Below are 21,582 nucleotides of genomic sequence, written 5' to 3' on the forward strand. Positions count from 1 at the left end.
ATACATGGCAAAACGGCGACTGAACAAACAGCAGCAATTCCGCATCCGGAAAGTCCAGGAAGAACGGGCGGTCCGGGCGGCGCGGCGGGAGAAGAAGGTTCAGGAACAGGCCGAGGCCGGTGAGCTGGGGCCGGAGCAGGAAGGGCTGGTGATTGCCCACTACGGGCAACAGCTGGATGTGGAGGCTTTGGAGGGAGAGCACACCGGTGAGGTCGTTCGGTGTTTCGTGCGGGCCAATATCGACAGTCTGGTTACCGGCGACACCGTTGTCTGGCGTCCAGGAAAGAACGAGTCCGGCGTCATCGTGGCCCGGGGGGAGCGTCGAAACCTGTTGCAACGCCCGGATAACTTCGGTGCCCTGAAGCCGGTGGCAGCCAACATTGACCACATCATTCTGGTGATCGCGCCGGAACCGGAGCCCCACGACAACCTGATCGACCGATACCTGGTGGCCTCCGAGATCACCGACATTCCTGCCGTCATTCTGCTGAACAAGACTGATCTGATTACCGATAGCAACCGGCAGGCGATTGACGCACTGCTTGAGCGTTACGAGGCGCTGGGCTATGAGGTGGTGCGCACGTCCGCGGCCGAATCTGGTGACCGGCCTTCGCCGGAGGTGGAGCGTCTGGTGCGGGAGCAGACCTGTGTGTTCGTCGGCCAGTCCGGGGTAGGCAAGTCGTCCATCATTCAGACACTGATGCCGGATGAGAGCATTCGCGTGGGCGCCGTCTCGGAAAGCACCGGCAAGGGTGTCCATACCACCACGACCGCCAAGCTGTTCCACCTTCCCATTGGCGGGGAGCTGATTGATTCACCGGGCATCCGGGAGTTCGGCCTGTGGCACATGACCCCGCAGGAGATCGAATACGGGTTCCGGGAGATCCGGGACCTGATTGGGCACTGTCGGTTCCGCAACTGCCGCCACATGGGCGATCCCGGTTGCGCGATCGATGCGGCGGCGCAGACCGGAAAGATCAGCGAGGCGCGCCTGAAGAGTTTTCACCGGATTCTGCAGGATATGGCCGAGCAGCAGGCCCGGGGGCTGAAAGCGGACTGAGCCCCTATCATGCTGCCCGCCCAGACTACCAGTTCAGCTCACCTGGCGCCGGTTCCGGTTTTTCCTGAAGCCACTCGCCGCTCTCGAGGCGCTCACGCGCGGCTTCCTGCTCTTCTTCGGTGGGTTGGGTCAGGTCAATCAGGGGTTCGTCAGCCTGGCCGGCGCTGCTCTGAATGTCATCCACCGTCTTTTTGTTCAGCACAATAATGGAGATACGACGGTTGACTGGCGCCGTGGGATCTTCCTTGTCGAACAGTACCGAATCACTCAGGCCCACCACCCGGGCAATCTGTTCCTGGCGAACACCGCCGGCAACCAGGGCACGCCTCGCCGTGTTAGCGCGATCGGCGGAGAGTTCCCAGTTGGTGTAGCCGGGACGACCGCCGAAAGGCGTCGCGTCAGTGTGGCCGGTGATGCTGAGTTTGTTGCTGACCGAACCCAGCGTTTTGGCCAACTCGAACAGGATGTCCTGGGAGTAGTACTTCAGTTGTGCCCGGCCACTGTCGAACATCGGCCGGCCGGACCGGTCAACGATCTGGATACGCAGCCCTTCGTCGGTGATGTCGATCAGCAACTGGTCCTTGAACTCTTGCAGGGTCTCATTCTGTTCAATGCGTTCTTTCAGCTCCTGAAATAGCTCCTCCATCCGACGCTGCTCAAGGGTTTCTGCCAGCTCATCCACCACCTGATCCTCAATCTGGATCTGATCGGGATCCATGTCGGTGCTGGTTTCCTTGACCACCGAGGCACTGCCCTCCAGATCCACAGGGTTCGGTGAGCCGCCCTCCGTAAAGCCAACCGGGTCGCGAAAATACCCCTCAACGGCCCGCTTCTGCTCCGGAGACGCTGTAGCTGTGAGCCAGAGCACCAGGAAGAACGCCATCATGGCGGTCGCGAAATCGGCAAACGCAACTTTCCAGGAGCCGCCATGATGGCCGCCGACCACTTTCTTCTTGCGCTTGATGATTATCGGTTGCTCTTCCACGAATCGGCTCCGGAATCAGTATGGGTCGGAATTACTTGGAGCGAACGTGATCGTTCAGTTCCTGGAATCCGGGTCGTTTGTCTGTCGGCAGCGCCTTGCGGCCAAACTCGATGGCCATTTGCGGTGCCTGGCCGGACACGGTGGCAACAACCGAGGCTTTCACACACTCATAGGCCTTGAGCTCATACTTCGCTGCGTGTTCCATGGCAATAGAGGTGGGGCCAACAAACCCGTAGCCCATGAAGATGCCGAGAAAGGTACCTACAAGAGCAGCGGCAACGCTGAGACCAATCTTCTCTGGCCCCTCGCTCATGAAGTTCATGGTAATCACGATACCAAGCACCGCCGCGACAATCCCCAGGCCGGGCAAGGCGTCGGCTATTTTGTTGACGGCATGGGCAGGCTCTTCGATTTCTTGATGGCGACTGTCGATCTCGTTTTCCATCATACCTTCCAGCTCGTGGGCGGCCATGTTGCCGGAGCTGATGATGCGAAGGTAATCGGTAATGAATGCCAGCAGCTCCTTCGATTTCATGATCGCGGGGTAGCGGGTAAAAATCTGGCTCGATTCCGGATTATCAATGTCTTCCTCTATGGCCATGACACCCTGCTTGCGGGATTTGTCGAAAATCTCGTACAGCAGGCTGAGCAGATCCATGTAAAAGGATTTGTTGAACGGAGACCCGGTGAGCAACTGCAGGCCACGACTGAAGGTTTCCTTGAGGGTATGCACCGGGTTGGCAATGATAAAGGAGCCCAGGGCAGCACCGAAAATGATCAGCACTTCCGTTGGTTGCCAGAGCACCATCAGGTTGCCGCCGTGAAGAACATAGCCAGTGAAAACACTGGCAACAACAATAAGTCCGCCGATGATCAATAACATGGTAAGAAGGAGCGCCTTATAGTCTTGGTTATGGGCCGGAGCCGGAAGCAATCACGCCAAAGGTGACCTGATAATAGCAAGGCCACGGGCCAACCGCGAAGCCGTGAAACAATTTCTATACAGGTGGCAGTCTTTGGTAAACTTCGCGCCTTTGAGCGCAAAGGATCACTTTTAATGTTCGACAAGCTTTTTGTTCTGAGCCAGTACCTCACGCCGCAACTGGGGATTTCCCGCCTGGCCGGCCGTCTGGCCGACAACGACCGCAACCCCGCGCTCAAGAATCGGGTGATCAAATGGTTTATCGGCCGTTATGGCGTAGACATGAGCGAAGCGGCCGAACCGGATCCCGAAGCCTACCCAACCTTCAACGCGTTTTTCACCCGGGAGCTGAAACCGGGTCTCCGCCCGATCGCCGAAGGCGAGAAAACCCTGGTCAGCCCTGTTGACGGCGCCATCAGCCAACTGGGGCAGGTTACCGGGGATCGCGTCTTCCAGGCCAAGGGGCAGACCTTCAGCCTGAGCGAACTGCTTGGCGGCGACGAGGCCACCACCGAGCCCTTTGCCGGGGGCGAATTCTCCACCATTTACCTCGCACCCAAGGACTACCACCGCATTCACATGCCGGTGGCAGGCACGCTCAGGGAGATGATCCATATTCCCGGCAAGCTGTTCTCGGTCAACCCGGTAACGGCGGAGAACGTGCCCAATCTGTTCGCCCGCAACGAGCGGGTTGTGTGCCTGTTCGACACCGAGGCGGGCCCGCTGGCCATGGTTCTGGTCGGCGCCATGATTGTCGGTAGCGTGGAAACCCGTTGGGCCGGTGTGGTGGTGCCCACGAGCCAGGGTGTAAAGGCAACCCGCTACGAGGGCGACGATGCCCGGCAGTTTGCCAAGGGCGAGGAAATGGGGCGTTTCCGCCTGGGCTCCACCGTCATTCTTGTCATGCCCAAGGGATCCGTGACCTGGAACAGCGACCAGGTGGCCGGCAAAACCGTACGCATGGGCGAGGCATTTGGCACGCTTTCCTGATCGGTTTCGCCTTCCCGAACACCGGAAAGCCATCAGGCCCGCTCGAAGGGAAACGCCAACACCTCACGGATATCGTTTGTTCCGAGCTTGAGCATCAACAGCCGATCCAGCCCCAGAGCAACCCCCGAGCAGTCCGGCAGTCCATGATCGAGGGCTGCCAGAAACGCTTCGTCCACGGCCATTTCAGGCTTGCCCAGCCGACGACGCTGGGCATTGTCGGCCGCAAAGCGTTGTCGCTGTTCCGCAGGCTCGGTCAGTTCCCAGTAGCCGTTGCATAACTCAAGGCCATTGATGTAAAGCTCGAACCGGTGCGCGGTGGCTTGGCCGTCTACCTGTGAAACCCTTGCCAGGGAAGCCTGCGATGCCGGATAACCGGTAATGAACACCGGCTGACCGCCCTGCCCCAGATTCGGTTCCACGGCAAAGCTCATCAACAGGTCCAGGCAGCCGTCCCGGTCCATATCCGCCAGTTGTTTTGCGTCCAGCCACTGCTCACCACGCCGGCGAAGATCGTGATCGGTGGCAGCAAAGGGATCGATATCGGCCCAGCTGCGCATGGCGTTTCGATACGTTAGTACTTCGGGCCGGCCGCAGCCAAGCCATCCGCACACCAGGTCAGAGACCTCACCCATCAACGCCCGGTCATCAAACCCGGGTCGGTACCATTCCAGCATGGAAAATTCCGGGTTGTGCCGACGACCCTGCTCGCCGTTGCGGAACACCCGGGATACCTGATAAATCGGACCGGTGCCGGCCGCCAGCAGACGCTTCATGTGATATTCAGGCGACGTTTGCAGCCACCCGCCACTGCGGGCACCAGCACTTGCCAAAGCAGCAACACCATCGAGATTGGGATCGGTGACACCGAACTGGCCAAGCACCGGGGTCTCCACCTCCAGCACACCCCGTTGCGCAAAAAAGCCGCGCACAAAGGCCAATAATTGTGCGCGGCTTTTCAGGGCGTCCTGTGAGGCAGCGGGCCGCCAGACAGGTTGATGAGTCATCCCAGGCTCAGCTGCTTTTGACCCGGCTGACGTATTCGCCAGAGCGGGTGTCTACCTTCAGCACTTCGCCGATGGTGATGAACAGGGGTACGTTCACCACGGCACCAGTGGAGAGGGTTGCCGGCTTGGAGCCACCCTGGGCGGTATCGCCTTTCATGCCCGGATCGGTATCCACCACCTCCAGCTCGACAAAGTTGGGCGGCGTTACGGACAGCGGCGCGCCGTTGTAGAGGGTCACGGTGTACACGTCCTGCTCTTTCAGCCACTTGACGGTGTCGCCCACCGCCTTGACGTCGGCTGGATACTGCTCGAAGGAGCCGTCGGTCTTCATGAAATGCCAGAACTCACCGTCGGTGTACAGGTATTCCATGTCCTGATCGATGACATCCGCGGCTTCGAGGCTTTCGCCAGACTTGAAGGTGCGCTCCCAGACCCGGTTGGTCATCAGGTTACGCAGCTTGACGCGATTGAACGCCTGCCCCTTTCCGGGTTTTACAAACTCGTTTTCGAGAATGATGCAGGGGTCGCCATCGAGCAAAACCTTAAGACCGCCGCGAAATTCGTTGGTAGAATATGAAGCCATGAAATGTCCACCTGACAAAATGCTGTTTAAAATTCGAAGGGCGATATGATACAGCGAACCCCCGCCCGTATAGAAGCCCACCTTTCCGACCACGAGCAGCGCAGCTGGCAACAGCTGTTGTCGCAGTCGGTAACCTCGCCGGAAGAGCTCCTCAAGCGGCTGGAACTTCCCGAGACTCCCTGGTTGTCGGGTGCAAGAGCGGGCCACAGGTTGTTCCCGATCCGGGTACCGGAACCGTTCCTGGCGCGCATGGAAAAAGGCAATCCAGCCGATCCGCTGCTGCGCCAGGTGCTGCCATTACAGGAGGAAACCCTGGAAGCGCCGGGATTCGTCAGCGACCCGCTGCGGGAAGCCGACGCCATCGCCAGCACGGGGCTGATCCGAAAATACCGCAGCCGGGCGCTGCTGATGGTGACCGGCCAGTGCGCCGTTAATTGCCGCTACTGCTTCCGGCGACATTTTCCGTATGAGGAGCAACGCTTGTCACCGGAAGACCGGCAGCGGGTGATCGATACCCTGGCCGACAGCCCGGAGATCAACGAGGTTATTTTCAGCGGCGGCGATCCACTGGCCGTCAATGATCGCCTGCTGGCGCAATGGGCCTCGGCCATCAGCAGCATTCCCCATATCCGCAGGCTCAGGCTGCACACCCGCCTGCCGGTGGTCATCCCCCAGCGGGTCTGCAATGAACTGCTGAAGTGGCTGTCCACGACACCCCTGCAGATCGTGATTGTCCTGCACATCAATCACCCGGCGGAAATCGACGGTCCGACCCGACGTGCGCTCGGCTACCTCAGGGCAGCCGGAGCGACCCTGCTCAATCAGGCCGTCATCCTGCGAGGCGTCAACGACCAGGTCCCGGTGCTGGAGTCCCTGAGCGAGAGCCTGTTCGATGCCGGCGTTCTGCCCTATTATCTGCACACCTTCGATCCGGTAGCCGGTGCGCACCACTACGAGGTGCCCGACGACGAAGCCCGGGCACTGGTCCGGGAGCTTCTGACCCGCCTGCCCGGATTCCTGGTACCGCGACTGGTGCGGGAGGTGCCTGGCGAGGCCAGCAAGACACCGATCAACCTGTTCCCGTGACTGGCATCGCAAAAAGCAACGTAATTTCACTTGTCAAAGATTGTGAACTCGTGATCTTCTCGCTTTTTGAGACTGGTTTGCTACCTTAAAGTCCAGTAACGTTAAAGATAAAAACATGTATTTATGGCGTTTTCCTACCGGCACGTGGCTCCCGAGTGGACACTTGGCCGAGCAGGGCCAGGCCTGGAATACCCCCGATGTCGATAGTGGCGTGACCGAATGGAAGGTATGACCCTGAAACCAGATCTCCGCGTTCCCGAGCAGAAAACAGCCAGCCTGTCGTTCTGCGACACCACGCCCAAGGCCTTCCGGACCTGGATTGATCAACTCCCGATGGCCAACATCGGCGAGGTATCCCGCCAGTTGTATCATGCGATCATCGAGCTGAATCACCTGTTCCTGGCGCCGCAACAGAGACTCCAGTTTCTGGAGTTGATCCGGGAAAAAATTCACTTTGTCTGCAGCGAACTTTCCCGCCACTATCTGGGCCTCGCGGTCGCACTACCGGAAAAGCAGCGGAAGATCGCCAATCTGTCCCAGGCCCTGCAACTGCACCTGGCCGGTGGTTATAAGCTGTGTCTGCTGGAGTTCATTGACAACGGTGGGCTGGAGAAAAACCGGCGGCAGATTGCCACGGCTGCGCATCGGGCCATCTCTGAACTGTCCGCCACCATCCTCAGGTCACACCAGCTCTACTGCCCCAGCCCGGCTCAGAGCTGGCTGGAGTGCCACCGTTTGTATCGGTTCGTCCACCGCAACAAGCTGTCAGTGGTGCAGGTCGATGACGACACCCTCAAGCATCGCAGGGCCAGCTCGGTTGCGGACAGCTACAAGCGGGTCCTCCTGCTGGGTTGCGCCCGTCCGAACCAGCTTCGGCAGGCCGAACTGCTTCAGGTGTATGAGCTGTTCGAGGTGTGGACCGAGCACACCCGCTGCGGCCCGGATATCGATGATGACAGCCTGTTTGTTGTGAACATGGAGCGGGACACACCTCCCTGTTACCGGAGCCTGCTGGACCAGAAGCCCGGAGATGAGAGCTTTGGCTTTGACACCCGCGACCTCTCCACCATGCTGTCGGAAACGCTCCATGCCCGCCGCCAGCAAAAAGAGGCGGAGAATGATCTCGCCGTGCCGGCAAAGGTCAGCGACACCCTGCTGACTCACCTGAGCCAGGCCCTCGGCATTCTTGCCAAGCGTAACTTCAACCGGATCAGCAGCCAGGGCTCCCTGGAAATCTGTGTTGGCCTGACTTCAGCTCACTATTTCATTTCCGGCGAGAAAACCTTTACCGAATTCGTAAACGGCAACGACACCGGCCAGCATGACGAAGAAAACCTGTTCGTGCGCACTGCCCGTCAGAAACAGGATGCCTGGTCGGGCGCCCATGACGCGGCGCCCGCCGATGATCGACTGGTATCGGCCGACACGCCCATCAACTTCAAGGGCAATTACGGCAACTCCCAATCACCGTCGACGGATCGCAACCGCCCCCGCTCATACCAGGCGTTGCTGGTCAACACCAGTCCCGGTGGCTACTGCGTGGCCTGGGAAAGCAACGTGCCGCCCTCTCTTCAGGCGGGCGAAATACTCGGCGTTCGCGAGCATCGCTCCCATCCCTGGAGTGTGGCGGTTGTGCGATGGATCCGTCAGATCAAGAACCAGGGCACTCAGGTGGGCATCGAGCTACTCGCCCCGAGTGCCGCGCCCTGCGGGGTGCGACTGATCCAGAAGGTCGGCAACAGCAGCGAGTATCTCCGCGGCCTGTTGTTGCCGGAAATCAGCGTGGTCAACCAGTCAGCCACTCTGATCACACCCAGGCTGCCATTCCAGTCAGGCAGCCGGATTTCGCTTCTGCATGATGGCCGCGAGGACCAGGGCCAGCTGTCGCGCCGGGTTTCCTCAACCGGAAGCATCAGCCAGTTTGAGCTGAAACTGCAGAACAATGCAGCGTTCACTCCGGGCACTCCGGCCACCCCCTCCGGAGCCAGCGAGGATGAGTTCGATTCGCTCTGGCCATCGCTCTGAACGTGCCAAACTGAGAGGCCGTGTCTGCTGCGGGGTTGTTATTGATCCGCAACCCCTGCATCATTCAGCGTTGGTGAATGAACAGTGCATCACGAGACACCTGACGAATGCAGAAAAAGAACGCGACCGTACACCTGCTGATTCTTGATCCGTCCCAGAACGACGCCGAATCGCTGGTCAGCTTGCTCCGGAACTCCGGGAAAGCCACCAGGGCCCACCGCATTACCTCCGAAGAAGATCTGGAAGAAACCCTCAAGGCGGGCAACTGGGACCTGCTTCTGGCCCGGGACCTGGAGCAGGAGTTCTCTGCAGACGCTGCGCTGGCCATGATTCGCCGCATGGACAAGGACATCCCCTTCATCCTGCTCACCGAGCAGGAAAGCCGCGAGCGCACGGTCGCCATGATGAAGGCCGGCGCCCAGGACACCGTACCTTTCGAATACACCGACATGCTGGTACTGGTGGTCAATCGTGAACTTGCCGCTCTGGAGGAGCGGCGGCGGCGCCGCGTACTCGAATCCCACCTGCGGGAGGCCGAGCAACGCTGTCAGCTGCTGCTGGAAAGCTCGAAGGACGCCATTGCCTATATCAACGACGGCATGCACATCTATGCCAACCAGTCCTATATGGAGTTCCTTGGCTACGACGATATCGACGAGCTGATCTGTATTCCGGTGCTCGACACACTCACTCCGGAGAGCCAGGAAAAATACAAGGAATTCATGAAGGCCTTCGCCGAAAAAGGCGAAGACGGCATGACCCTGAACTGCACCGCCCGGCGCAGTGATGACCACGAACTCAGTGTCACCATGTCGGTCTCGGCCGCCACCTATGACGGCGAAGCCTGTACCCAGATTGTACTGCAGCCGGAACATAGCGATGCCGAACTGGAAGAGAAGCTGCGCCAGATCAGCAGTCAGGATCTGCTGACCGGGCTCTACAACCGGCAGTATCTGATGGACGCCCTGGCCGAAGCCATCGGTCGGGCCGGCAAGAACAACGAAACTGGCGCTCTCGCCTACATTGCCCTGGACAATTTCATGGGAATGAAGAGCCAGGTGGGTATCGCCGGCGCTGATTTGCTGCTGGGCGATCTCGCCAACCTGCTCAAAGAGCAGGCGGGCGATGATCTCGTGCTGGCAAGATTGAGTGACGATGCCTTCAGCCTGCTATGCCAGCCCTGTGATGAAAAGACCATGGCCAATATCGCCGAACGGGTGCGCAAGGCAGTCGAAGACCACTTGTTCGACATCAATGGCCGTACCGTGCAACTGACGCTGAGTATCGGTGTGGCCGCCATAACCGAGAACTCTCCCAAGGCCGAGGAGCTGATGGCCCGGGCCCACGTGGCGTCGGCGGAAGTGCGCAAACTGGAAGGTCACAACGAAGGCAACGGCGTGGTGGTCTATAACCCGGCAGACTTTGAGGACCTCGACGAGAACAACTCGGTTGAGGCCATCCAGAAAGCCCTTGAAGAAAACCGCTTCCGCTTGCTGTTCCAGCCGATCATCAATCTGCGTGGCGAGGGCGAGGAACACTACGAGGCGTTCGTTCGAATGCTCGACAAGGACGACGAAGAGGTTTCACCCTACGACTTCCTGCCGCCGATGGGGCCGAGTGACACCGCCATCAAGATTGATCGGTGGGTGATCCTGCAAACCATCAAACAACTCGCCAGCCACCGGTCCCGCGGACACGATACAAGGTTGTTCCTGAACATCACGGCGGAAACCCTTCAGGACAAGACCTTCACGCCCTGGTTGAGCGTCGCCCTGAAGGCTGCGCGTCTGCCCGGTGACTCATTGATCTTCCAGATTCGTGAAGGCGACGCCAACAACTACATGAAGCAGGCCAAGGAATTCGCGAAAACCGTGCACGAACTGCACTGCAAGGTGTCCATCTCTCAGTTTGGCTGCGCTCTGAACCCGTTCAACACGCTCAAACACATCGACACAGACTACGTGAAAATAGACGGTTCCTTCACCGAAGAGATCCAGAAGAGCGAGGAAGCGAAGAACGAGGTCAAGGAAATGGTCAAGAGCCTGCAGTCAAACGGCAAGCTCACCATCATTCCCCTGGTGGAGAATGCCGGCGTTCTGGCGACACTCTGGCAGGCCGGCGTAAACTACATTCAGGGCTACTACCTGCAGGCTCCGGTACCGGAGATGAACTACGATTTCGGCGACCACTGAGCCGAAAAGGCTCAGTGGTCCGCGTTATCAAGGGTCTGGCTGGTATCACTCTCCCTGAACCCGATCAGGTACAGGATGGCGTCCAGCCCCAGGGTGGAAATGGCGTGACGGGCCGATTCCTTGACCAGCGGCTTGGCCCTGAATGCCACACCCAACCCGGCCTGGCTGAGCATCGGCAGGTCGTTGGCGCCATCACCCACGGCAATCACCTGCTCCCGGGAAATATGCTCCTTTTCCGCAATTTCCAGCAGCAGCTCCGCCTTGCGCTGGCCATCGACAATCTGGCCTGACACCCGCCCCGTCACCTTGCCATTCTCGATCTCAAGTTCGTTGGCGTAGATGTAATCAATGCCCAGCTTGCGCTGCAGATGGCGCGCAAAGTAGGTAAAGCCACCGGACAGGATGGCGGTACGGTACCCCAGGGCCTTGAGGCTGCGAATCAGGTGCTCGGCGCCCTCCGTCATGCGAAGACGCTCGGCAATTCGCTCCAGTACGGTCTCATCAAGCCCTTTGAGCAGGGCCAGCCGTTCGGCAAAGCTCTGGCTGAAATCGAGCTCGCCCTGCATTGCCCGCTCGGTGATCTCGGCCACCTGCTCACCCACGCCAGCCTCCAGGGCCAGCTCGTCGATCACTTCCGCCTCGATCAGCGTGGAATCCATGTCAAAGACCACCAGTCGACGGTTGCGCCGGAAAATGGAGTCTTCCTGGAAAGCGATGTCCACGTTCATTTCGGCGGCGATGTGCAGGAAATCCGACCGCAAGGTCTCGAGATCCGACGGTGTGCCACGCACCGAGAATTCCACGCAGGCGATCCGGTTCTCACTGGCGTTCAGGGAGGGCCGGGCCGACAACCTCGAGATGTTGTCAATGTTCAGGCCGTGGCGGGCGGTAATGGCAGACACCCGGGCAATCTGTTCGGCCTTGATGTCCCGGGAGAGGAGCGTAACGATATAACAGGCGCGGTTGCGCCCTGCCGCCCAGGCCTGGTACTCGTCAACGGTAATGGGCGCAAACCTTACCTGAAGATCCAGCGCGTGAAGCCGGAACAGCAGGTCCCGGATCACCGGCGAGGACTTGGACTCGTCGGGAATCTCGATCAGGATGCCCCAGGTCAGGTGATCGTGTATCACCGCCTGACCGATATCGAGGATGCGCACATCGTAGCGTCCCATGATGCCGGTGATTTCAGACGTCAGCCCGGGCTTGTCGCGCCCGGACACATTCACAAGTACCAGTTCACTCACCGTCGCTGCCCTCTGTGCCGGCGTTAGCCTCCTCCTGGACTCTGGCGGCAGAAGGAATCACCTCAATGGTGTCTACGCGCTGAAGACCCCGGGGCAGCTTGTGACCGCGACGCCCCCGCTCACCCAGGTAGTGTTCCAGATCGCTGAACTGCAGGCCCAGCTTGCGTTTGCCTGCGCGGACTTCCAGCTGGTCGTCCTCGGCAAACACCGCGATGGCCACCACGTATTCCTCGCGGTTCTGAACCCGGGCCGAGGGAATGCTGATGATCTTGTTGCCCTTACCCTTGGCCAGTTCCGGCAACTCGCTGAGAGGGAACACCAGCATCCGGCCCTCGTTGGACACCGCCACCAGATACAGCGTCTTGTCCGTGGCCGGAATCGCCACCGGCGGCATGATTTTGGCGCCCTTGGGCACACTCACGACGGCCTTGCCGTTGCGGTTCTTGCTGATCATGTCGTTCAGCGAGGTTACGAAGCCGTAGCCGCCGTCGGTCACCAACAGCGCTTTGCGGGCAGGCTCGCCCATCAGCAGACCAGAGAAATGCGCACCGGAAGGCGGGTTGATACGGCCGGTGAGTGGCTCCCCCTGCCCCCGGGCCGACGGCAGACTGTGCGCCATCAGCGAATAGGCCCGCCCGGTAGAATCCAGGAAAATCGCCTGCTGGTTGTTCCGGCCCCGGGCGGCCAGGGCAAACCGGTCGCCGGCTTTGTAACTCAGCCCTTCGGGCTCGATATCGTGGCCCTTGGCGGCACGCACCCAGCCCTTTTCAGAGAGCACCACGGTGACCGGATCGTTGGAAACCAGGTCCACCTCACTGAACGCCCGGGCTTCCTCCCGCTCGACAATCGGCGAACGACGGTCGTCGCCGAAGGCGTCGGCGTCGGCCTGGAGTTCGTTCTTGATCAGCTCCCGGAGCCGGTCCTCTGAACCGAGGATGGCCTGCAGTTCGTCGCGCTCTGCAGACAACTCATCCTGTTCGCCGCGGATCTTCATTTCCTCGAGCTTGGCCAGGTGGCGCAGCTTCAGTTCGAGAATTGCCTCCGCCTGATCCGCAGACAGCCCGAAGCGCGACATCAGCTCGGCCTTGGGTTTGTCTTCATTGCGGATGATCTCGATAACCTCGTCGATATTGAGGTAGGCAATCAGCAGGCCTTCGAGAATGTGCAGGCGTGCCAGCACCTTGTCGAGACGATGCTGCAAACGCCGGATTACCGTGGTGCGCCGGAAAGCCAGCCACTCGGTGAGGATCTGCCGCAGCCCCTTGACGCCGGGACGGCCGTCGTTGCCAATCACATTGATGTTGACCCGGTAGGTTTTCTCCAGGTCGGTGCTGGCAAACAGGTGCGCCATCAAACCGTCGAGATCGACGCGATTGGAGCGAGGCACAATCACCAGTCGGGTCGGATTCTCATGGTCGGATTCGTCGCGCAGGTCGGCCACCATGGGCAGCTTTTTGGTCTGCATCTGCTGGGCGATCTGTTCCAGCACACGGGCTCCGGATACCTGGTGCGGCAGGTCGGTTACAACGATCTCTCCGCTTTCACGAATCCAGCGGGCCCGCATGCGCAGGGAACCTCGGCCGGTCTCGTACATCTGGCGGATGTCCTTGCGCGGCGTAATGACCTCTGCGTGGGTGGGGAAATCAGGCCCCTTGATGTGCTCGCAAAGTTCCTCAACGCCGGCTTCCGGCTGGTCAAGCAGGCGAATACAGGCCGCGGCCACTTCCCGCACGTTGTGAGGCGGGATGTCCGTTGCCATACCCACGGCAATACCCGTGGTGCCATTGAGCAGTACATGGGGCAGGCGCGCCGGCAGCACGGAAGGCTCTTCCATAGTACCGTCGAAATTGGGTACCCAGTCGACGGTCCCCTGGCCCAGCTCACCCAGCAGCACCTCTGCAAAGGGCGCCAGCCGCGATTCGGTATAACGCATGGCGGCAAACGATTTGGGATCGTCCGGGGAGCCCCAGTTACCCTGGCCGTCCACCAGCGGGTAACGGTAGGAAAACGGTTGCGCCATCAGCACCATGGCTTCGTAGCAGGCACTGTCGCCGTGCGGATGGAACTTACCCAGCACGTCACCTACGGTTCGGGCAGACTTCTTGTACTTGGACGTCGACTTCAGCCCAAGCTCGGACATGGCGTACACAATCCGCCGCTGCACCGGCTTGAGACCGTCGCCGACGTTCGGCAGTGCCCGGTCGAGAATGACGTACATGGAATAATCGAGATAGGCTTTTTCCGTGTAATCCCGGAGCGAAACCCGCTCGAAGCCTTCATCCGTTGTCTGGAACTCTGGCATGGATGCCTCTTGTCGCCTGATTGGAAAACGTCCGTGGCCTGCTGGACCACACCCGACACACGTACCCGCGCACGGAAGCGCACATTATATGAAGCACGGCGCCGATACACCAACAACCCGCAGATTTATTAGAGGAATTCCGGTACCGGCGCGACAGATCACTGATTCCAATAGCGGAATTCCCGCATGGAGAGACTGTAAGGCGGCGCTTATTCTCCCACTCAGTGAATAGAAGACCGTTTTATTTTCTTCACAAGCGGAACACTATGAAGCCCAATATCAAAGCCTGCGGGCAAGCCATGATTACAGCTCTGGTCAACGCGGTTCTGGCGCTTGCGCTCATGCTGCTGGTGGAATTTGCCATCAGTGGCAGCTTTCAGATCGCCGAGCCCTATCTGTGGGCAGGCTTGCTGATCTGGCTGGTTATCTTTGCAGGCCAGTTCTGGCGCCAGCGTCACCTGTGTCGATCCTCCGAGGCGCCGGGAAACTCTCCTGATCTTTCCCGATAATTCACAAACGGCGCCAAAAAATCGACAAACTTGACCCGGCGCAATCTTTCGCACATTCCACCATGACAATTCCGGGCCCGCTGCTATGCTTCCGTTAAAGCCAGCACGGGAAATCAGGAGACTGTCATGGACTTCGGTAATCGTCTTGGTGTTCGATTAAAAATTGCCCTGCCCTTTGTCATTACCTCGGTCGCACTTGTGATCATCGGGCTTTTTGCGGTTAACACCGTACGCAACCTGGTCGAGGACACAGACGTTATCGCAGAGACCTTTCTCCCCTCCGTGAGCGAAATCCTGAACGGTGATCGCGACCTCTACCAGGCACTGGTCGCCCAGATGGCGTATGTCGACGCCAGCCTGAACGGCGAGGACGGAGCCGACCACCTTGACAGCTTTGCTGAAAACTCGGAACAGGCGCGCTCCAGGTTCAAACAGGCCGTTGAACGATTGGGTGGCACGGGAGCGGCGGAGGTGGCCCGCGGCTTCGACGCGGCATACGATCAGTGGCTGACCTCGGCCCGGCAGGTTCTTGAACTGGCCGAAAACGGCAATGCCGAACGTGCCCGTGATCTGGCAACTGCCGAAACCTCGCAACTCTTCGACAACCTGCGCAATTTCTACGACGACGTTGGCGCCCACGCCGACGAACGCGCCGCCTCCCGGGCAACCGGGGCCTCGGCTGAAGGCCGGAGCAGCTCCATCACCATCCTGCTTGTCACCGTTGCGGCCATCGTGATCAGTGTCCTGCTGTTCACACTGTTCCTGAAGCTGATCATCGCATCTATTCGAGGCCTTCGGGAACAGCTGGACAACATTGCCCAGGGTGAAGGGGATCTGACCCAACGCATTCCTGTGGAAGTGGACGACGACCTGGGCAAACTGGCACGAAGCTTCAACCTGGTTCTGGAGAACCTGCAATCAATGATTGCCTCCATTCAGCAACTGACCCGGGAGCTGGGTACGGGCGCCAGTGACCTGGCCCAGGCGGCGAGGGATAACCGCGAAGGCGTGTCCAGTCAGACGGATTCGATTGCCATGGTGGCGACGGCCATCAACGAGATGCAGAGCGCTATTGAGGAGGTGGCCGGCAACGCCTCCCGGGCCGCTGAGCTGACCAAAGAGGCCGAGGAGAATGGCAACAACGGTGCCCGCATCATCCGCAGCTCCTCGGAACAGGTGCACCGGCTGGCGGCACAGATTTCAAAGGCTGTCGAGGTTATCCGGAAACTCTCCTCAGATTCCGACAACATTACTTCGGTTCTGGACGTCATCCGGGGCATTGCCGAGCAAACCAACCTGCTGGCACTGAATGCCGCCATTGAGGCCGCCAGGGCCGGCGAACAGGGACGGGGCTTTGCAGTCGTGGCCGATGAGGTCCGTACCCTGGCTCAGCGCACCCAGCAATCCACCGAAGACATTCAGACCATGATAACCACCCTACAAACCGGTGTGGCCGATATTGTGTCAGTGATGGAAACCGGTAGCCGGGAGGCCACGGAAACCGAAAAACTGGCCACCGAGGCCGAGCAGGAGCTCACGGCCATTCTGGGGGCCATGACGAACATTGCGGATATGAATACCAGCGTGGCTTCCGCCACCGAAGAACAGACCCAGGTAATCGACGAGATCAACCGGAGCATAACGGATATCAACGATCTTGCGACCGAAAGCGCCAACCGGTCGAGGGATATCGACGGGATCAGCGAATCTCTGGAAGGTTACGCCCGGGAGCTCGAGCGTCAGACGGGCAGATTCCGGGTGTAACCCCGGAATCTGGCCTGGGCGAGGTCAGCCCGGTTTACTGCCGGATACCTTCGACAGAAATGATGATCTCCACAGTCTCGGAGGCCTTTCCGAGGTCCATGGGGATGCCGAAGTCCTTGAGTCGAAGCTCGGTTTCGGCTTCAAAACCCATGCGATATCCACCCCAGGGATCGGCGCCGTGGCCCAGCATTTCTGCCTCCAGGGTAATTTCTTTGGTAACGCCACGGAGGGTCAGATCGCCGATGATATCGGCCTCTCCGTCATCATCCACCACAACCCGCTTGCTCTTGAAGGTTGCCTGTGGGTACTCGTCCACGTACAGGAAATCTTCGCTGCGAAGGTGCTTGTCGCGCTCTGCGTGGTTGGAATCCACGCTGCTGGTGTCGATGGTGACATTGACGGAGCTGTTCTCGGGATTGTCCGCATCGTAGGTGAACTGGCCGTCAAAGTCGTTGAATCGTCCATAGAGCCAGCTATAACCCAGATGCGAGATCTTGAAGGTGACGAACTGGTGCGCGCCTTTTTTGTCAAACGCGTAAGTGCCGCTGTGTTCACTGGCCTGGGCAAAGCCGACCATCGCCATGGACACGGCGGACGCAAGCAGAACCTTCTTCATGGATATCTCCTTATCTGATAGATGCCCTTCTGGGGCGTTGGACAGGATTCAAATACTCCGGACACTACTTTCCAAACATACGAATCAGGGTGCGGTCGCGATCAACCAGGTGATGCTTGAAAGCGCCGGCCGCGTGTAACAGCGCCAGCACGACCAGGGCCCAGGTTGACCAGTAATGCACGGTACCGGCCACCTCTTCCATACCCTTGATCCGCCCGGTGACCGATGGCACATCGAACCAGCCGAACACACTGATCGCCGAGCCATCGGCGGTGGATATCAGGTAACCGCTGGCCATCGCAACAAACACCAGAACATAGAGGAGCCCGTGTACCAGGTGCGCACTCCTGACCTCCCAGCGCGTGTGGCCCGGCAGCGGCGCGGGTATTCTGTCCGTCAACCGCCAGATCACCCGGATCACCATCACCGCAAGCAGGAGCAACCCGATGCTGCGATGGATATCCGGCGCCCTCCGGTACCAGTCATGGTAATAAGACAGGTCCACCATCCAATACCCGAGCCCGAACAGACCAAAAACGGCCAGCGCAACAAGCCAGTGAAGCCCGACGGCCACAAGCCCGAATCGGCTTGACGTGTTCCTGATAGGCATAAGTTCAGTCACCCTGATCCCTGGAATTTGCCTCAGTCTAGAAAGACCGCGTGCCCTTGGAAATCAAAATCTTTTGCTGCCGATCATCAGAATTTCTGACCGACCTAACCGCGTTTGCCTTTAGTCGCATAGGGGTTTTACGGATTGTCTCAACCGATCAACGAGATACTCTTATCACATAATTTAACGCCCCGTCCGGGGCCTCAGTGACCGAGAGGACGAGACATGGAACTCGAATTTGACGAAAGCGTGGTTGTACCCAGCAACAATTGATGTTCTGGCGGTGCCTTGCCTTTGCCAGGTGGCCGCTGGGCGCGACTTTTACCTTCCGAGAACCCGCCTGCCGACAGAGCGGCCATCCGGTCGTGGTGACAGCTAAAGATACAAACGGTTTCCAGTTTCTACATGAAACAGTGGTAATAAATCCGTTTTTTTGGCAACCTTCCTCCCAACTATCAGTAACTTCCTGCTTTCCCAGGCTTAATACGTACTGATACGAGACAGTTCAGTCGTTCGGCCGACTGATGCGTTCGTTCAATCTATCAGAATCGTCTATGTCGCAACGCCTCCCTGACAAGCTGAAGGCTCCGGAAGTGGATCTGCTCTCCCCAATGCTGAACCGGGAAGGCGACACATGGACCGCAGACTTCCGGGGGCTGAAACTCAGGACGGCACTGCAACCCATCTACAGCATTTCACACAAGCGGATTGTGGGTTATGAAGCCCTGATACGGGCCTTTGATCCCGACAATGCCGCCGTGTTGCCACTGCACCTGTTCCAACTGCCTGCTTCCGATGCAGAAAACCTGCTGCTCGACCGCCTGTGCCGATACCTGCACATACGCAACTACAGCGGCATTCAGGACCAGTTGAACTGGCTGTTCCTGAACGTTTCACCCCGGGTGGTCACCGCGGGCAGCCAGGCCGATTCTTTCTTCGGCCAGGTGCTTGAGAAAACCGGCCTGCCGCCACACCGGATCGTCATGGAGATTGTGGAACAGCCTACCGACGATGCGGAGCGGCTGAGAGAAACCGTGGCCTATTACAAGAAGCTGGGCTGCCTCACCGCGATTGATGACTTCGGCGCCGGACACTCCAATTTTGAACGGATCTGGAACCTGTCGCCCGATATCGTGAAGCTTGATCGCAAGCTGCTTACCCGCGCGACCGACGACCACAAGGCCCGCCAGATTCTCAACGGCATTGTGTCTTTGCTGCATCAGTCCGGCTGCCTGGTGCTTCTTGAAGGCGTCGAAACCCGGGATCAGGCAATGATTGCCATTGATGCCGGCGTCGATTTTGTCCAGGGATTCTACTTCGAGAAGCCGAGCACCGACCTGGGCCAGCTGGGCCAGGGCCCGGCCGACCTCGACCAGTTGCTGCAGGAATACAAGACCCGGAACCAGGTAACCCTGGATCCGACCCGACAGCTGGTGGATTTTTTCAGTGGCTATTTCGAGCAAGCCACTGGCAAACTGCGCGACGGCCTGAGCATGCACCAGGCCTGCGTGGAACTGCTCAATCACCCGGCGGTGTCCCGCTGCTACCTGGTGGATGACCGGGGCGTACAGATGGATGACACCGTGGTGTCAGATACCGCGACCCGGGGCCTTGACCCTCGTTTCAAGCCCCTTGAAAGCACCACCAGCGCCGACTGGTATCGCCAGCAGTACCTGCGCCAGGCACTGGCCCAGCCGGAAAGCCTGCACGTAACCGCGCCCTATCTGTGCGTCACCGGCGCCTATATGTGCGTGACCCTCTCTCTGGGGTTCTACCAACAGGGTAAGCTCCAGGTGCTCTGCTGCGACATCCTGGCAAGCCCCACGCCAGCCACTTTATAGGCCCGGCCGAATACCGTAGACCATCGCTATCACCGCTACCGTCACCGCACCAATGAACAGGTTCATGGGCACACCCACGCGCACGAAATCACTGAACCGGTAGCCTCCGGGACCGAACACCATCATGTTGGTCTGATAACCCAGGGGTGTGGCAAAGCTGGCCGACGCCGCCATCATTACGGCAATGACAAACGGCTCCGCCGCTACGCCCATGCTGTTGGTCATGGACAACACGATCGGTATCACCAGCACCGCGGCCGCGTTATTGGTGATCACTTCGGTAAGTACCGAAACCGCAATGTACACCAGCAGAATGGTGAGCAGCACGCTGCCCTGGCTCAGTTGCAGGATACCCTCGGCAACAAAGCCGGCAGCTCCGGTCTGCTCAAGCGCCGCGCCCAGCGCAAACGAGGCAGCAATAGTGAGGATCACCGGAACATCCACCGATTTCTGGGCCTGCCCTACCGAACAGCAGCCCGAAAGAATCATCAGCGCTGCGCCCAGTAAAGCGGCATTCAGCATACTCAGAATGCCGCAGGCCGCCAGCCCCACCAGTACCAGCAGGATACCCCAGGACAGCCATGCACGATCGTGCCTGGGAGTCTCGGTTTCCAGATCGTTTATCAGCAGGAAATCCTTGTTGTATCGCTGCCGGCTGACGAACGCCGGCCTTGCTTCGAGTAGCAGAACATCGCCGGGCTTCAGGCGAATATTGCCAAGATTGCCCGATACCCGCTCGCCACCGCGCGCAACCGCCAGTACCACCGCGCCGTAACGGTCACGGAAACGGGCGTCTCGGATGGTCAGGCCCAACACATCCGACCGTGGGGAAAGCGCCGCTTCCACCAGACGGCGCTCAGCCCGGTCCTTGCTCAGACTGGGCTCGTCGTCATGCACCGAGGGCACAATACCGTTGATGCGCAGCAGGTCGGAAATAGCCTGGGTATCGCCGGCAAACACCAGCCGATCGCCGCCGCGCAGGCGTTCCTCCGAGGGCACCGCGGTTACCACGCTGCCGTCCCTTTCGATCTCCACGAGATACAAACGCTCCAGTTCCCGCAACCCGGCCTCGCCAACCGTCTTTCCCACCAGAGGACCATCGAAGGATACGGCCACCTCCAGAGTGAACTCCCGCATGGAGCCAAACTTCTGCTGGTCCTTCCGGTCCGGCAACATCCGGGGCATCACCAGCAGCATGGCGGTCACACCGATGACGGCTACCGGCAGGCCAATGGCGGTAATGGAAAATATGGAAAAGCCCGGCTCACCGGTCAGTTGCTGATACTGACCATTGATGACCAGGTTGGTACTGGTGCCGATCAGTGTCAGGGTGCCGCCGAGGATCGCCGAGTAGCTCAGGGGAATCATCAGCTTGGAAGGCGAAATGCCTATCTTGCGCGACCAGGCGTGCACCGCCGGAATCATGGTGGCAACCACCGGTGTGTTGTTGAGAAAACCACTGAGGAGGGAGACCGGTAGTGCAATCCTGGCCTGGGCAGAACGTACGGTTCGGGGATTGCGAAGCAGATGGTTGACCAACAGATCAACACCACCGGAGTGGTGGATGCCCGCCGCCACCACAAACATGGCGACAACGGTGATCAGGCCACTGTTGCTGAAACCGGAGAGCGCCTGGTCGGCGGACACGATGCCACTGGCACTCAGGACAACCAGCACACCCATCATTACCAGATGGGGCGCAAAACGCCCTGCACTCATCAACAGCAGCGCAGAGCCCGCAAGCCCCAGCGCAAACCAACCCTGCCAGTCCATTTATGGTACTTCCCGGTTTGAAAACTGGCAGGATAACGAGTTTGCTGAAGACAGAGAAAGAATAAAGGATGCTTTT

17 protein-coding genes are annotated in these 21,582 nt (G+C 59.3%); 8 read left to right on the forward strand and 9 right to left on the reverse strand.

The annotated features are described in order from the left end of the window. Positions 1–4: 4 nt before the first annotated feature. A complete protein-coding gene (gene rsgA, locus BM344_RS05250) occupies positions 5–1,060 on the forward strand; it encodes a small ribosomal subunit biogenesis GTPase RsgA (protein ID WP_091986816.1) in 1,056 nt (351 codons plus the stop codon). 25 nt (positions 1,061–1,085) lie between these two features. On the opposite strand, the gene motB is transcribed toward rsgA, so the two are convergent. Both motB and motA read right to left on the reverse strand, forming a co-directional pair. Then, the gene (gene motB / locus BM344_RS05255; RefSeq protein ID WP_091986820.1) at positions 1,086–2,045 is read right to left on the reverse strand and encodes a flagellar motor protein MotB; all 960 of its coding nucleotides are present in this window, start codon (positions 2,043–2,045) and stop codon (positions 1,086–1,088) included. A gap of 31 nt (positions 2,046–2,076) precedes the next feature. Further along, positions 2,077–2,928: a flagellar motor stator protein MotA gene (motA, locus tag BM344_RS05260; protein ID WP_091986823.1), complete on the reverse strand. Its 852-nt coding sequence runs from the start codon at positions 2,926–2,928 to the stop codon at positions 2,077–2,079. A gap of 174 nt (positions 2,929–3,102) precedes the next feature. Between motA and asd the strand changes: the two genes are divergently transcribed. Further along, complete coding sequence (gene asd / locus BM344_RS05265) at positions 3,103–3,957, forward strand: archaetidylserine decarboxylase (protein ID WP_091986826.1); 855 nt, start codon at positions 3,103–3,105, stop codon at positions 3,955–3,957. 32 nt (positions 3,958–3,989) lie between these two features. Here the strand turns inward: asd and epmA are convergent, their stop codons facing one another. Together epmA and efp are read right to left on the reverse strand one after the other, a co-directional pair. After that, positions 3,990–4,961 carry an EF-P lysine aminoacylase EpmA gene (epmA, locus tag BM344_RS05270; RefSeq protein ID WP_091986829.1) on the reverse strand — a complete coding sequence of 324 codons (972 nt, stop codon included), beginning with the start codon at positions 4,959–4,961 and terminating at the stop codon, positions 3,990–3,992. 7 nt (positions 4,962–4,968) lie between these two features. Continuing rightward, positions 4,969–5,544 carry an elongation factor P gene (gene efp, locus BM344_RS05275; protein WP_091986832.1) on the reverse strand — a complete coding sequence of 192 codons (576 nt, stop codon included), beginning with the start codon at positions 5,542–5,544 and terminating at the stop codon, positions 4,969–4,971. A 45-nt stretch (positions 5,545–5,589) separates the two neighbouring features. Between efp and epmB the strand changes: the two genes are divergently transcribed. From epmB to BM344_RS05290, 3 genes are all read left to right on the forward strand, one after another. Then, positions 5,590–6,630: an EF-P beta-lysylation protein EpmB gene (gene epmB, locus BM344_RS05280; RefSeq protein ID WP_091986834.1), complete on the forward strand. Its 1,041-nt coding sequence runs from the start codon at positions 5,590–5,592 to the stop codon at positions 6,628–6,630. 219 nt (positions 6,631–6,849) lie between these two features. After that, positions 6,850–8,655: a GTPase gene (locus tag BM344_RS05285; protein ID WP_091986837.1), complete on the forward strand. Its 1,806-nt coding sequence runs from the start codon at positions 6,850–6,852 to the stop codon at positions 8,653–8,655. A gap of 107 nt (positions 8,656–8,762) precedes the next feature. After that, the gene (locus BM344_RS05290) at positions 8,763–10,847 is read left to right on the forward strand and encodes an EAL domain-containing response regulator (RefSeq protein ID WP_091986840.1); all 2,085 of its coding nucleotides are present in this window, start codon (positions 8,763–8,765) and stop codon (positions 10,845–10,847) included. A gap of 11 nt (positions 10,848–10,858) precedes the next feature. On the opposite strand, the gene serB is transcribed toward BM344_RS05290, so the two are convergent. Further along, entirely contained in the window at positions 10,859–12,091 is a 1,233-nt protein-coding gene (gene serB / locus BM344_RS05295; protein WP_091986844.1) for a phosphoserine phosphatase SerB, read from the reverse strand. Further along, positions 12,084–14,393 carry a DNA topoisomerase IV subunit A gene (gene parC, locus BM344_RS05300; RefSeq protein ID WP_091986846.1) on the reverse strand — a complete coding sequence of 770 codons (2,310 nt, stop codon included), beginning with the start codon at positions 14,391–14,393 and terminating at the stop codon, positions 12,084–12,086. Before parC ends, serB begins: the two co-directional genes overlap by 8 nt. Before the next feature lie 266 nt (positions 14,394–14,659). Here parC and BM344_RS05305 point away from each other — a divergent pair, with 266 nt between their 5' ends. Together BM344_RS05305 and BM344_RS05310 are read left to right on the forward strand one after the other, a co-directional pair. Next, the gene (locus tag BM344_RS05305) at positions 14,660–14,902 is read left to right on the forward strand and encodes a hypothetical protein (RefSeq protein WP_091986849.1); all 243 of its coding nucleotides are present in this window, start codon (positions 14,660–14,662) and stop codon (positions 14,900–14,902) included. A gap of 126 nt (positions 14,903–15,028) precedes the next feature. Further along, the gene (locus tag BM344_RS05310; RefSeq protein ID WP_091986851.1) at positions 15,029–16,666 is read left to right on the forward strand and encodes a methyl-accepting chemotaxis protein; all 1,638 of its coding nucleotides are present in this window, start codon (positions 15,029–15,031) and stop codon (positions 16,664–16,666) included. 34 nt (positions 16,667–16,700) lie between these two features. Here BM344_RS05310 and BM344_RS05315 read toward each other — a convergent pair whose 3' ends face one another. After that, entirely contained in the window at positions 16,701–17,282 is a 582-nt protein-coding gene (locus tag BM344_RS05315; RefSeq protein ID WP_091986854.1) for a YceI family protein, read from the reverse strand. A gap of 64 nt (positions 17,283–17,346) precedes the next feature. Further along, positions 17,347–17,892 (reverse strand): cytochrome b, encoded by a 546-nt coding sequence (locus BM344_RS05320; RefSeq protein WP_091986857.1) that lies wholly within the window; start codon positions 17,890–17,892, stop codon positions 17,347–17,349. A 554-nt stretch (positions 17,893–18,446) separates the two neighbouring features. Here BM344_RS05320 and BM344_RS05325 point away from each other — a divergent pair. Further along, on the forward strand, positions 18,447–19,733 hold the full coding sequence (locus BM344_RS05325; RefSeq protein ID WP_091986861.1) for an EAL domain-containing protein: 1,287 nt from the start codon (positions 18,447–18,449) through the stop codon (positions 19,731–19,733). On the opposite strand, the gene BM344_RS05330 is transcribed toward BM344_RS05325, so the two are convergent. Beyond that, positions 19,728–21,506, reverse strand: coding sequence for an SLC13 family permease (locus BM344_RS05330; RefSeq protein ID WP_091986864.1), 1,779 nt, complete (start codon positions 21,504–21,506; stop codon positions 19,728–19,730). The two genes, BM344_RS05325 and BM344_RS05330, sit on opposite strands and share 6 nt — an antisense overlap. Positions 21,507–21,582 lie beyond the last annotated feature (76 nt).

This window comes from Marinobacter gudaonensis (assembly GCF_900115175.1).
GTDB classification, from domain to species: domain Bacteria; phylum Pseudomonadota; class Gammaproteobacteria; order Pseudomonadales; family Oleiphilaceae; genus Marinobacter; species Marinobacter gudaonensis.